This window comes from Klebsiella sp. CN_Kp104, from assembly GCF_040064515.1.
Lineage (GTDB): Bacteria > Pseudomonadota > Gammaproteobacteria > Enterobacterales > Enterobacteriaceae > Klebsiella > Klebsiella aerogenes.
Map to the genome: position 1 here is coordinate 1 of NZ_JBEAII010000001.1, position 12,106 is coordinate 12,106.

The following is a 12,106-nucleotide window of genomic DNA, read 5'->3' on the forward strand; positions in this document are numbered from 1 at the left end:
GAGCAGTTGACTTTTAATCAATTGGTCGCAGGTTCGAATCCTGCACGACCCACCAAATTCAACATTTATCTCAGATGTTGAGCGTGAAGTATAACGTTGCATCAGCAACGATCCACCAATGTAAAAAGGCGCCCTAAAGGCGCCTTTTTGCTATGCGTCATTCTCCACAATCAACTCCATGTTCGCACTACGCTTACCGTGACTCCATAGCGCACGAACCGGTAGCCCGGGAAGATGCGAGCATCGTCCCCGGGGAATACAAAATTCATCACGACATTTCGCTTGCGATCGGCTATCTTGTTTAGCATATAAAACATAGTGACCGTATTAAGGCGATACAAAGCGATATTTACGGTTTCAAAGTTAAGCCAGTAAAACGAGATTGCATGATGAGCGTAATGTTTGATCCTGAAACGGCGATTTATCCTTTCCCGCCAAAACCACAACCGTTGAACCGTGACGAAAAAGTGTTTTACCGCGAGAAAATTAAACGCCTGCTGCGTGAACGCGACGCCGTGATGGTGGCGCATTACTACACCGATCCTGAAATTCAGCAACTGGCCGAAGAGACCGGCGGCTGTATTGCCGACTCGCTGGAAATGGCGCGTTTTGGCGCGCGTCACCCGGCCTCCACGCTGCTGGTTGCCGGAGTACGTTTTATGGGCGAAACGGCCAAAATTCTTAGTCCGGAAAAGACCATTCTGATGCCGACGCTGAATGCGGAGTGTTCTCTGGATCTCGGCTGTCCCATTGATGACTTTAATGCATTTTGCGATGCTCATCCGGATCGCACCGTGGTGGTCTATGCCAATACGTCAGCGGCGGTAAAAGCGCGCGCCGACTGGGTAGTGACTTCCAGCATCGCCGTGGAATTGATTGAACATCTCGATAGCCTCGGACAAAAGATACTTTGGGCGCCGGACCGCCATCTTGGCCGCTATGTACAGCGCCAGACCGGGGCCGACGTGCTGTGCTGGCAGGGCGCCTGCATCGTCCATGATGAATTTAAAACCCAGGCGCTGGCGCGCATGAAGGGGCTCTACCCCGACGCGGCGATCCTGGTGCATCCTGAATCACCGCAGGCGATTGTCGACATGGCGGATGCGGTAGGATCAACCAGCCAATTAATTGCTGCGGCGAAAAGCCTGCCGCAGCGTCAGCTTATCGTGGCCACCGATCGCGGGATCTTCTATAAAATGCAGCAGGCGGTACCGGAAAAAGAGCTGCTGGAAGCGCCTACGGCAGGTGAGGGCGCAACCTGTCGTAGCTGCGCCCATTGTCCGTGGATGGCGATGAACGGCCTGAAAGCGATAGCGGAAGGGTTAGAGCAGGGCGGCATTGAACACGAAATTCACGTTGACGCCAAACTGCGTGCCGGGGCATTAATTCCGCTTAACCGTATGCTGGAATTTGCGGCTACACTACGGGGATAACTCATTACCGCGTCGCGTTACGCTTAGGGGATAAAATGGATTTTTTCAGTACGCAGAATATTTTAGTGCATATACCGATCGGCGCCGGCGGCTACGATCTGTCGTGGATTGAGGCGGTGGGGACCATCGCCGGCCTGTTGTGCATCTGGCTGGCGAGCCTGGAAAAGATCAGCAACTATGCCTTCGGCTTAGTGAACGTGACGCTTTTTGCGATCATCTTCTTCCAGATCCAGCTGTACGCCAGCCTGCTGCTGCAGCTGTTTTTCTTCGCGGCGAACGTTTACGGTTGGTACGCGTGGTCAAGGCAGACCAGCGATAACGAAGCGGAACTGAAAATTCGCTGGCTGCCGTTGCCAAAAGCGCTGGCCTGGCTGGCGGGCTGCGTAGTGGCTATCGGTCTGATGACGGTGTTTATTAACCCGGTGTTTGCCTTCCTGACCCGTATCGCCGTCAGCCTGATGCAAATGCTCGGGCTGCAGGTGGCGATGCCGACGCTGGAACCCGATGCTTTCCCATTCTGGGATTCCTGCATGATGGTGCTGTCGATTGCCGCTATGGTATTGATGACGCGTAAATACGTTGAGAACTGGCTGCTGTGGGTGATCATCAACGTCATTAGCGTGGTGATATTCGCTCTACAGGGCGTGTATGCGATGTCGCTGGAATATTTGCTGCTGACGTTCATTGCCCTGAATGGCAGCCGGATGTGGATTAACAGCGCGCGTGAGCGGGGTTCTCACGCGCTTTCACGTTAATGGTGATGATGATGCTCATGTCCGGAATGCGCCAGATTCAGGTGGCATTCCGGGCCGCTGCAGGGGCGGTACTCCATCTGTACCGTCACATGCTCAATTTCATATTTATGCTCAATAAAATGCTGGATGCTATCAAGTAGCGCATCGTGATCGTGCGGCGGCACGACCTGTACGTGCAGCGTCATCACCGGTTTTTCCCCCACCAGCCAGACGTGAACGTGGTGAACGTCGCGGACTTCAGGAATTGAGCGGCGTAGATCGCGGCCTAATGCTTCGACATCCAGCGAGCGCGGCGCGCCCTCCAACAACTCATTCATACTCTCCTGCAGCAGTCGCCAGGCGCTGCGCAGTACTAAACACGACACCAGCACCGAGAGGATCGGGTCAATCGGCGTCCAGCCGGTCATCAGAATGACGATAGCGGCCACGATGGCGCCGACGGAACCCAATAGATCTCCCAGCACATGCAGTGCCGCCGCGCGGACGTTAAGATTACTTTCGGCGCTGCCGCGGTGCAGGATCCAGAAGGCGAGGATATTGGCCAGCAGTCCGGCGACGGCGATGACCATCATGGTTTTTCCCGCCACCGGCTGCGGATGGTTAAAACGCTGTACCGCTTCCCAGAAGATGAAAATGGTAATGACCACCAGGGCGATGGCGTTGACGAAGGCGGCGAGAGTAGTTAAACGCAGCCAACCAAAAGTGTGGCGGCTATTTGGCGGCCGGCTGGCGAAGCGCACCGCCAGCAGAGCGAACAGGAGGGCGGCGGAGTCGGTGAGCATATGTCCGGCATCGGCGAGCAGGGCCAGGGAACCGGAAATGACGCCGCCGATGGCCTCAATAATCATAAAACCGGCGGTTACGATAAAAGCCCAAAGCAGCCGGTTGGCGTTACTGTTTTCGCCAGCAGGGGTCGGTGAATGTGCATGCGCCATGATGTCATCCCTTAATAGTTATCATTATTACACTATGACATCTTACCGAAATTCAGCGAACAAAGGGATCAAGGTGAGCACTGCCACCTCGATCCCTTATCTCATCCTTTGAATTATTGCGAGGTGCCATCCGTTTTGCTGGCATCGTTGTTCATGCCATTGCCGCTTTCCATTTTTTTATCCGTGTCCGGACAGCGTCCATCTTTGCACATGCTGTTTTTATGGACCTCGTCGCTCGACATCCCGTCATGATTCATCGTCGAACCATCAGGATGAAGCATGGTGCCGCCGGAGTTAATTTTGTCGTTATCGACATTATTTGGCGCCACGTTTTCACGGGCATCGGGCGCAACCTGTCCGGCATCAGCGGCGGAATTGGCCTGACCGTTGTTCGATTGCGCGCCGCTATCGGCGGCCAACGCGGCGCCGCTGGCTAAGCTTAAGGTGGCGGTGAGAAGTAGAGCTGTGAGTTTATTCATATTCATCGGATACTCCTGCTTAGTCGATTTGTTGGCTAAACGCGGCCAACATAGATGTGCCAGGGATCTGCGGTGCTATGGTTTAACACTCCGCCTTAGCGTGAGGATTTAAAATATAATACTGAAAATAAACATTTAATTGGATGTTGCAGTTAAAAATTGTAGTTGGCTGGCAGGATTTCGCTACTTTATGGCGTATTTTTCCCTAATTCCAGGATTATTCCATCGTCAGTGTAAAATCACGTTTACACTTTTTGACCGAAGAGATAGATTGGAAGGATTGCATTTCATTGTATAAGTATGGCAACGCCTGGAAAGAAGATGAATTATCAGAACGACGATTTACGCATTAAAGAGATCAACGAATTATTACCTCCCGTTGCGCTCCTGGAAAAATTCCCCGCTACCGAAAATGCTGCTAATACCGTTGCACATGCTCGCAAAGCGATTCACAACATCCTCAAAGGCAACGACGATCGTCTGCTGGTGGTAATTGGTCCGTGCTCTATTCACGACCCTGCCGCGGCGAAAGAGTATGCCAGCCGTCTGCTGACACTGCGTGAAGCGCTTAAAGGCGAGCTGGAAATCGTTATGCGCGTCTATTTTGAAAAACCGCGCACCACCGTCGGTTGGAAGGGGCTAATTAACGATCCGCACATGGATAACAGCTTCCGCATTAACGACGGGCTGCGTATCGCGCGTAAGCTGCTGCTGGAAATCAACGACAGCGGTTTGCCAGCGGCTGGCGAGTTCCTTGACATGATCACCCCGCAATATGTGGCGGACCTGATGAGCTGGGGGGCAATCGGCGCGCGTACCACTGAATCCCAGGTGCATCGTGAACTCTCTTCCGGCCTCTCATGCCCGGTTGGCTTCAAAAATGGCACCGATGGCACCATCAAGGTCGCTATCGATGCGATCAACGCTGCTGGCGCGCCGCACTGTTTCTTATCGGTAACGAAGTGGGGCCATTCCGCTATTGTGAACACCAGCGGCAACAGCGATTGCCATATCATTCTGCGCGGCGGTAAAGAGCCGAACTATAGCGCTCAGCACGTTGCCGAAGTGAAAGTGGGTCTGGCAAAAGCCGGTCTGCCGGCGCAAATCATGATCGACTTCAGCCACGCTAACTCCAGCAAGCAGTTTAAAAAGCAGATGGAAGTCGGCGCCGATGTGTGCCAGCAGATTGCCGGCGGTGAAAACGCGATTATGGGCGTGATGATTGAAAGCCACCTGGTGGAAGGCAATCAGAGCCTGGAAAGCGGCGAACCGCTGACCTACGGCAAGAGCGTAACCGACGCCTGCATCGGCTGGGAAGATACCGAGACCATCCTGCGCCAGCTGGCGGATGCGGTTAAAGCGCGCCGCGGCTAGCCTGTACTTTGCCATTGTTGGCTGCGTTCGCGTTAGGCCTGCAATGGCTAAAAATAAAAAAGCGTGGGAAATCCCACGCTTTTTTTATGGCTGAAATTATTCAGTCGCTTATTACTTCGCTTTACCCTGGTTAGCGACAGCCGCGGCCTTCGCAGCGATTTCGTCAGCATTGCCCAGGTAGTAGTGTTTGATCGGCTTGAAGTTTTCATCGAACTCATACACCAGCGGTACGCCGGTCGGGATGTTCAGTTCGAGGATCTCGTCTTCGCCCATGTTGTCGAGGTATTTCACCAGCGCACGCAGGGAGTTACCGTGAGCGGCGATAATGACGCGCTCGCCGCTTTTCAGGCGCGGCAGAATGGTTTCGTTCCAGTAAGGTACGACACGGTCAATGGTCAGCGCCAGGCTCTCGGTGGTCGGCAGTTCCGCATCGGTCAGCTTCGCGTAACGCGGATCGTGGCCCGGATAACGTTCGTCATCTTTGGTCAGTTCCGGCGGGGTGACGGCAAAGCCGCGACGCCACTGTTTAACCTGCTCGTCGCCATACTTCTCAGCGGTTTCGGCTTTGTTCAGGCCCTGCAGCGCGCCGTAGTGACGTTCGTTCAGTTTCCAGGATTTCTCAACCGGCAGCCAGGCCTGATCCAGTTCGTCCAGCACGTTCCACAGGGTGTGGATGGCACGTTTCAGCACGGAGGTATAAGCAAAATCAAAGCTGAAGCCTTCTTCCTTCAGCAGTTTACCCGCCGCTTTCGCTTCGCTAACGCCTTTTTCAGACAGGTCAACGTCGTACCAACCGGTGAAACGGTTTTCGTTGTTCCATTGGCTCTCGCCGTGACGAACTAGTACCAGCTTAGTTACAGCCATTCTCTTACTCCTCCTACACGCAACCCGACTACTGTGGTGTATGTGTTTATTGATTGATAACTATTCTCATTATATTGCCGTGATTTGCCTCACGGCAATGCTTATCCCTAACCATAGCGAAAATAGTGACGCAGTGTAAGATGCTTGTAAAACACCGGTTAGTTTTTTGTCTTTTAGCGGTGCAAATTACAGCAAAAAGGCGAAAAAAAACCCTCCGTAGGGAGGGTTATGACGTTATCCGGCGATAAACTGATATTCCGTCAGGCTAACGTATTCGGCGCCGGGCCGTAATACGCAATCTGGCTGCGGCCAGTGCGGATGATTGGGGGAGTCCGGCAGGAACTCGCTTTCCAGCGCCAGCCCTTGCCAGTCGCCGTAAGGTTGACTGCCGCGCGATGGCGTGCCGCCGAGATAGTTACCGGAATAAAACTGCAGCGCCGGGGCCGAGGTGTACACCGTCAGCTGTAGCTTTTCATCCTGCGACCAGACATGCGCCGCCGGCTGGTGGGCGTCGCCTTTGGCCTGCAGCAGAAAGGCGTGATCGTAACCTTTCACTTTTTGCTGGTCAGCATCGGCAAGAAACTCTCCAGCAAGCACCTTCGGCGCGCGGAAATCAAAGCTGGTGTACTCCACGTCGCGCAAATCGCCATACGGAATACCGTCGCTCTCCACCGGCAGATACTGGTCGGCCAGGATCTGCAGGCGGTGGTGGCGCACGTCGCCCTGCGCGCCGTCGAGGTTAAAATAGACATGGTTAGTCATATTGACCGGGCAGGGCTTATCAACGGTAGCGCGGTACTCAATGGCGATACGATTATCGTCTGTCAGGCGATAGCGCGCGGTTGCCTGAAGATGACCCGGGAAGCCCTGATCGCCATCGGCGGAGTCAAGCGCAAACAGCACCTGGCTGTCGTCGTGGCTGACAATTTGCCAGCGGCGTTTGTCGAAGCCGTCCGGCCCGCCGTGGAGCTGGTGGCCGGCCTCGTTCGACGGGGTTAAATTCACGATCTCACCATCGAGCGTGAAGCGGCTGTTGGCGATACGGTTAGCGTAGCGGCCGACGGATGCGCCCAGAAATGCCGCCTGCTGGCGATATTGCTGCGGCGTGGCGCAGCCAAGCAACGCTTCGCGCAGGCTGCCATCGGCAAGAGGCACTTGCGCGGAGAGTAGCGTCGCGCCCCAGTCCATCACCGTTACGGTCATCCCGGCGTTATTACGCAGCGTTATCACGTTCCACGGCTGTCCGTCGGGCGCGAGTTCGCGAGTTGGCGTTAGCATTGGCCGGCTCCCTGGGATGGTTTGCAGACATAAAAAGTCTCTTTAATGCCGGTTTTCGCTTCATACTGAGCGGCTACCGCCTGCTGTACTTTTTCGACCAGTGCTTCCGGCATCAGGGCAACGATGCAGCCGCCAAAGCCGCCGCCGGTCATGCGCACGCCGCCCTGGTCGCCGATAACCGCTTTGACAATCTCAACCAGCGTATCAATTTGCGGTACGGTGATTTCAAAATCATCGCGCATGGAGGCGTGAGACTCCGCCATCAGTTGGCCCATGCGCTGCAGGTCGCCGTTTGCCAGCGCGCTCGCGGCTTCGACGGTACGGGCGTTTTCGGTTAACACATGGCGCACGCGTTTTGCCACAATCGGGTCCAGCTCGTGGGCCACGGCATTAAATTGCGCAAGCTCAACGTCACGCAGAGCGGGCTGCTGGAAGAAACGCGCGCCGGTTTCACACTGTTCGCGACGGGTGTTGTATTCACTGCCCACCAGCGTGCGTTTAAAGTTGCTGTTGATAATCACCACCGCGACGCCTTTCGGCATCGACACCGCTTTGGTGCCAAGGGTACGGCAGTCAATCAGCAGCGCATGATCTTTTTTACCCAGCGCCGAAATAAGCTGGTCCATAATGCCGCAATTACAGCCGACGAACTGGTTTTCCGCTTCCTGGCCGTTAAGGGCGATTTGCGCGCCGTCGAGCGGCAGATGATACAGTTGCTGGAACACGGTGCCGACGGCGACTTCCAGCGAAGCCGAGGAGCTTAAACCCGCGCCCTGCGGTACGTTGCCGCTGATGACCAGATCGGCGCCGCCGAAGTGGTTATTGCGCTTCTGCAGGTGTTTGACCACGCCGCGTACGTAGTTTGACCACTGTTGGGTATCGTGGCTAACGATAGGCGCATCGAGGGAAAACTCGTCGCGCTGATTATCGTAATCGGCGGCAATGACCCGCACGATACGGTCGGAACGCGGCGCGCAGCTGACAACGGTTTGATAGTCAATGGCGCACGGCAGCACGAAACCATCGTTGTAATCGGTATGTTCGCCAATCAGGTTGACGCGGCCCGGCGCCTGAATGACGTGACTGGCAGGGTAGCCAAACTGTTCAGCAAACAGCGCCTGGGTGTTCTCTTTCAGACTCATTATTCAACTCCTGATTCACGAAAATGGATATCGCTAACGGCACGTAACTTTTCGGCGGCTTGCTCCGCCGTGAGATCGCGCTGGGTTTCGGCTAGCATTTCGTAGCCGACCATAAATTTGCGCACCGTGGCGGAGCGCAACAGCGGCGGGTAAAAGTGAGCGTGCAACTGCCAGTGTTGATTATCTTCATTATTAAACGGCGCGCCGTGCCAGCCCATGGAGTAGGGGAAGGAGGTCTGGAACAGGTTGTCGTAACGACTGGTCAGCTTTTTCAGCACCAGCGCCAGGTCGTGGCGCTGGGCTGCGGTTAAATCGGTCAGACGCTGTATGTGCGTTTTTGGCAGCAGCAGCGTCTCAAATGGCCAGGCCGCCCAATACGGGACCACGGCCAGCCAGTGTTCGGTTTCTACAACGGTACGGCTGCCGTCGGCCAGTTCGCGTTGCACATAATCCACCAGCATCGGTGAACCCTGCTCAGCGAAATATTTCTTTTGCAGACGGTCTTCACGTTCCGCCTCATTGGGCAGGAAACTGTTGGCCCATACCTGGCCGTGAGGATGCGGGTTGGAGCAGCCCATCGCCGCACCTTTATTTTCGAAGACCTGGACCCAGGGGTAACTTTTCCCAAGGTCCGCGGTCTGCTCTTGCCACGTTTTAACCACGCCTTCCAGTGCTTCAATGCTCAGTTCCGGCAGCGTTTTGCTGTGGTCTGGCGAGAAGCAGATAACCCGACTGGTGCCGCGCGCGCTTTGACAGCGCATCAGCGGATCGTCGCTCTCCGGAGCGTCCGGCGTATCGGTCATCAATGCCGCAAAGTCGTTGGTAAACACGTAGGTGCCGGTGTAATTCGGGTTAGTGTCGCCGGTGACGCGGGTATTGCCCGGGCACAAGAAACAATCCGCATCGTGCGCGGGCAACGTTTGTTTTGCCGGCGTCTCCTGCGCCCCTTGCCAGGGGCGCTTGGCGCGATGCGGGGAAACCAAAATCCACTGCCCGGTTAACGGGTTATAACGACGGTGCGGATGGTCGACGGGGTTAAATTGCGTCATGGTATTTCCTTAGAGCCTTACCTTTAGGCTATTAGTCCGGATAACCCTGCGGATGACGGGACTGCCAGTGCCAGGTGTCCTGCGCCATTTCGTCAAGGTTGCGCGTCACGCGCCAGTTCAGCTCGCGGTCGGCTTTGGCGGCATCAGCCCAGTAGGCCGGGAGATCGCCATCGCGGCGCGGCGCGAAGTGATAATTAATCGGTTTACCGCAGGCTTTGCTGAAGGCGTTGACCACGTCCAGCACGCTGCTGCCGACGCCTGCGCCGAGGTTGTAGATATGTACGCCAGCTTTGTTCGCCAGTTTTTCCATGGCGGCGACGTGACCGTCGGCGAGGTCCATCACGTGGATGTAGTCGCGCACGCCGGTGCCGTCTTCGGTCGGATAGTCGTTACCGAATACCGCCAGTGATTCGCGACGGCCAACGGCAACCTGCGCGATATACGGCATCAGGTTGTTTGGAATGCCCTGCGGATCTTCGCCCATATCGCCTGATGGATGCGCGCCGACCGGGTTGAAGTAGCGCAGCAGCGCGATGCTCCAGTCTGGCTGGGCTTTCTGCAGGTCGGCGAGGATCTGCTCAACCATCAGTTTGCTTTTACCGTAGGGGCTTTGCGGGGTACCGGTCGGGAAGCTTTCAACATAAGGGATCTTCGGCTGGTCGCCGTAGACGGTCGCGGAGGAGCTGAAAATAAAGTTTTTAACGCCGGCTGCGCGCATAGCGGAAACTAATTTAAGTGTACCGGTGACGTTATTGTCGTAATATTCCAGCGGCTTGGCGACGGACTCGCCGACGGCTTTCAGGCCGGCAAAATGGATCACGGCTTCGATAGCGTGATCGTGCAGAATTTCCGTCATCAGCGCTTCATTACGAATATCGCCTTCGACAAAGGTGGCTTTCTTGCCGCCGAGACGTTCAATGACCGGCAATACGCTGCGTTTACTGTTGCAGAGATTGTCGAGAATAATCACATCATGTCCCTGCAGCAGCAGCTGTACGCAAGTATGACTTCCAATGTAACCGCTACCACCTGTGACCAGTACTTTCATGATTCGCTCCAATAGGCTTATCGTGTGAGAAGAAGATAGCATACCAAAGAAGGGAAAAGTGTGACACAGGCCAAAATGGTGGAATCGTTTACACTTGATGTGATATTAAGACTGATTTTATTTGATTCTTTATAAAACAGATACTTGTGGTGATTATTGGTTATTTCTCTGAAAAAATACAGGGATCCGCAGACCCCTGTATAGCGCTATTCTGCCAGCGGACCGAGGCGGTAAGTGTAACCGTCTCCACTGCGAATGAACTCCAGACGGTGGGTAATGCAGTCAGGGGCATCTTCGGCATGATGCGATACAAACAGCAGCTGCGTGGCCCCTTCGCCAATTAAAACATCAACAAAACGACGTACCAGTTGACGATTCAGCGGATCCAGTCCCTGTAACGGTTCATCGAGTATCAGCAGGGTCGGGTGTTTGACCAGCGCGCGAACGATCAGCGCCAACCGCTGCTGCCCCCACGACAGACTATGGAACGGCGCGTCGGCGGTGCGTTTATCAATGCCGAGAATATCCAGCCAGCGCTGGACCAGCTTGTGCTGCTTATCAGAGACCGCCTGATAAATGCCTATCGAATCAAAGTAGCCGGAAAGGATCACGTTACGCACGTTAGTGCTGACGCGGTATTCCAGATGCAGGCTGCTGCTGACATAGCCAATATGTTTTTTGATATCCCAGATGGTCTCGCCGCTGCCGCGACGGCGGCCAAACAACGTCAGGTCGTTGCTGTAACCCTGTGGATGGTCGCCGGTGATCAGGCTCAGCAATGTGGATTTGCCCGCGCCGTTGGGGCCGACAATCTGCCAGTGTTCGCCGGGGTTCACCGTCCAGCTTAGCTGGTTAATGATCGCTTTATCGTTATACGACACCGTGCCGTCGTTAAGGATAATAAGTGGAGTGTTCGCCGCTAAGTCGTGCCGGGCGGCGGGGGCATCCGGTTCTGGTAGCGTCATACCGGCAAGTTTTTCGCTATGCGCCAGTTGGGCAACCAGCGCCTGTTGTAATAACGCCTGTTTCTCGCCGGTTTCGCTCAGCGTGCAATCCGCCAGCACGCCGGCATATTCAATGAATTCTGGAATCTCATCGAAGCGGTTGAGTACCAGTACCAGGGTGATGCCTGCCTTATGTAGGCTGGCCAGCAGGTCTGCCAACTGTTGGCGCGAAGCGACATCCAGGCCATCAAACGGCTCGTCGAGAATCAGCAGGTCGGGGTCGCTCATCAGCGCCTGGCAGAGGAGCGTTTTGCGGGTTTCGCCCGTCGATAGATATTTAAAGCGCCGCGTCAGCAGGTGGCTAATACCAAACTGCTCCGCCAGCCGGGCACAGCGTTCCGGGTCGTGTCTTTCATCTTCGATGATTTCTGCGGTGGTGCGACCGGTATCTTCTTCGCCGGGACTGAGCATATCGGTGTTGTTACGTTGCCACTCGTCGCTGACCAGTTTCTGCAGCTGTTCGAAGGAGAGGCGAGTAGTACGCTGAAATGCGCTTTCGCGCTGCCCGTTTAACAGAGTCAGTTCACCGGCCAGCGCTCTGGCCAGCGCCGATTTACCGCTACCGTTACTGCCGACGAAAGCCCAGCTTTCGCCAGCGCGCAGCGTGAGGCGATCGATATGTAAGGTTTTTATATCGCTAAGGCGAAACGTGCCTTGCGAAATTTGCAATGATGACATTGTGTATCCCACTTTTTGCAGTGTTGTGCTTCAGGGATACGTCTTCACGGCAATAAAGTCAATGCCA

At 55.1% G+C, this 12,106-nt stretch carries 12 protein-coding genes; 3 read left to right on the forward strand and 9 right to left on the reverse strand.

Annotated elements, in window-relative coordinates; translation table 11 throughout:
• Positions 1-170: 170 nt before the first annotated feature.
• The gene (locus ABLU80_RS00005; protein ID WP_348849636.1) at positions 171-308 is read right to left on the reverse strand and encodes a hypothetical protein; all 138 of its coding nucleotides are present in this window, start codon (positions 306-308) and stop codon (positions 171-173) included.
• An 81-nt stretch (positions 309-389) separates the two neighbouring features.
• Between ABLU80_RS00005 and nadA the strand changes: the two genes are divergently transcribed.
• Positions 390-1,433, forward strand: a complete 1,044-nt coding sequence (nadA, locus tag ABLU80_RS00010) for a quinolinate synthase NadA (protein ID WP_348849637.1) — start codon at positions 390-392, stop codon at positions 1,431-1,433.
• A 35-nt stretch (positions 1,434-1,468) separates the two neighbouring features.
• Positions 1,469-2,188, forward strand: a complete 720-nt coding sequence (gene pnuC / locus ABLU80_RS00015; RefSeq protein ID WP_063443639.1) for a nicotinamide riboside transporter PnuC — start codon at positions 1,469-1,471, stop codon at positions 2,186-2,188.
• Here the strand turns inward: pnuC and zitB are convergent.
• Together zitB and ABLU80_RS00025 are read right to left on the reverse strand one after the other, a co-directional pair.
• Positions 2,185-3,123, reverse strand: coding sequence for a CDF family zinc transporter ZitB (gene zitB, locus ABLU80_RS00020; protein WP_015367655.1), 939 nt, complete (start codon positions 3,121-3,123; stop codon positions 2,185-2,187). The two genes, pnuC and zitB, sit on opposite strands and share 4 nt — an antisense overlap.
• A 113-nt stretch (positions 3,124-3,236) precedes the next feature.
• Positions 3,237-3,608, reverse strand: a complete 372-nt coding sequence (locus ABLU80_RS00025) for a YbgS-like family protein (RefSeq protein WP_015367654.1) — start codon at positions 3,606-3,608, stop codon at positions 3,237-3,239.
• A gap of 315 nt (positions 3,609-3,923) precedes the next feature.
• Here ABLU80_RS00025 and aroG point away from each other — a divergent pair, with 315 nt between their 5' ends.
• Positions 3,924-4,976, forward strand: coding sequence for a 3-deoxy-7-phosphoheptulonate synthase AroG (gene aroG / locus ABLU80_RS00030; RefSeq protein WP_015367653.1), 1,053 nt, complete (start codon positions 3,924-3,926; stop codon positions 4,974-4,976).
• Between the two features lie 111 nt (positions 4,977-5,087).
• Here aroG and gpmA read toward each other — a convergent pair whose 3' ends face one another.
• From gpmA to modF, 6 genes are all read right to left on the reverse strand, one after another.
• Positions 5,088-5,840, reverse strand: coding sequence for a 2,3-diphosphoglycerate-dependent phosphoglycerate mutase (gene gpmA / locus ABLU80_RS00035; RefSeq protein ID WP_015367652.1), 753 nt, complete (start codon positions 5,838-5,840; stop codon positions 5,088-5,090).
• Between the two features lie 234 nt (positions 5,841-6,074).
• Complete coding sequence (galM, locus tag ABLU80_RS00040) at positions 6,075-7,118, reverse strand: galactose-1-epimerase (protein ID WP_063446618.1); 1,044 nt, start codon at positions 7,116-7,118, stop codon at positions 6,075-6,077.
• The gene (gene galK, locus ABLU80_RS00045) at positions 7,112-8,260 is read right to left on the reverse strand and encodes a galactokinase (protein ID WP_213796414.1); all 1,149 of its coding nucleotides are present in this window, start codon (positions 8,258-8,260) and stop codon (positions 7,112-7,114) included. The genes galM and galK overlap by 7 nt, the downstream gene beginning before the upstream one ends.
• Positions 8,260-9,309 (reverse strand): galactose-1-phosphate uridylyltransferase, encoded by a 1,050-nt coding sequence (galT, locus tag ABLU80_RS00050; protein ID WP_230249944.1) that lies wholly within the window; start codon positions 9,307-9,309, stop codon positions 8,260-8,262. Before galT ends, galK begins: the two co-directional genes overlap by 1 nt.
• 31 nt (positions 9,310-9,340) lie before the next feature.
• The gene (gene galE, locus ABLU80_RS00055; protein ID WP_015367648.1) at positions 9,341-10,357 is read right to left on the reverse strand and encodes a UDP-glucose 4-epimerase GalE; all 1,017 of its coding nucleotides are present in this window, start codon (positions 10,355-10,357) and stop codon (positions 9,341-9,343) included.
• A 206-nt stretch (positions 10,358-10,563) separates the two neighbouring features.
• On the reverse strand, positions 10,564-12,039 hold the full coding sequence (gene modF, locus ABLU80_RS00060; protein ID WP_047739948.1) for a molybdate ABC transporter ATP-binding protein ModF: 1,476 nt from the start codon (positions 12,037-12,039) through the stop codon (positions 10,564-10,566).
• Between the last annotated feature and the right edge of the window lie 67 nt (positions 12,040-12,106).

Bases quoted from the DNA above. Each gene is read 5' to 3' on its own strand.
- gpmA (WP_015367652.1), bottom strand. From the start codon at position 5,840: ATGGCTGTAACTAAGCTGGTACTAGTTCGTCACGGCGAGAGCCAATGG.
- nadA (WP_348849637.1), top strand. From the start codon at position 390: ATGAGCGTAATGTTTGATCCTGAAACGGCGATTTATCCTTTCCCGCCA.
- zitB (WP_015367655.1), bottom strand. From the start codon at position 3,123: ATGGCGCATGCACATTCACCGACCCCTGCTGGCGAAAACAGTAACGCC.
- aroG (WP_015367653.1), top strand. From the start codon at position 3,924: ATGAATTATCAGAACGACGATTTACGCATTAAAGAGATCAACGAATTA.
- galT (WP_230249944.1), bottom strand. From the start codon at position 9,309: ATGACGCAATTTAACCCCGTCGACCATCCGCACCGTCGTTATAACCCG.
- galM (WP_063446618.1), bottom strand. From the start codon at position 7,118: ATGCTAACGCCAACTCGCGAACTCGCGCCCGACGGACAGCCGTGGAAC.
- modF (WP_047739948.1), bottom strand. From the start codon at position 12,039: ATGTCATCATTGCAAATTTCGCAAGGCACGTTTCGCCTTAGCGATATA.
- pnuC (WP_063443639.1), top strand. From the start codon at position 1,469: ATGGATTTTTTCAGTACGCAGAATATTTTAGTGCATATACCGATCGGC.
- ABLU80_RS00025 (WP_015367654.1), bottom strand. From the start codon at position 3,608: ATGAATATGAATAAACTCACAGCTCTACTTCTCACCGCCACCTTAAGC.
- ABLU80_RS00005 (WP_348849636.1), bottom strand. From the start codon at position 308: ATGCTAAACAAGATAGCCGATCGCAAGCGAAATGTCGTGATGAATTTT.
- galK (WP_213796414.1), bottom strand. From the start codon at position 8,260: ATGAGTCTGAAAGAGAACACCCAGGCGCTGTTTGCTGAACAGTTTGGC.
- galE (WP_015367648.1), bottom strand. From the start codon at position 10,357: ATGAAAGTACTGGTCACAGGTGGTAGCGGTTACATTGGAAGTCATACT.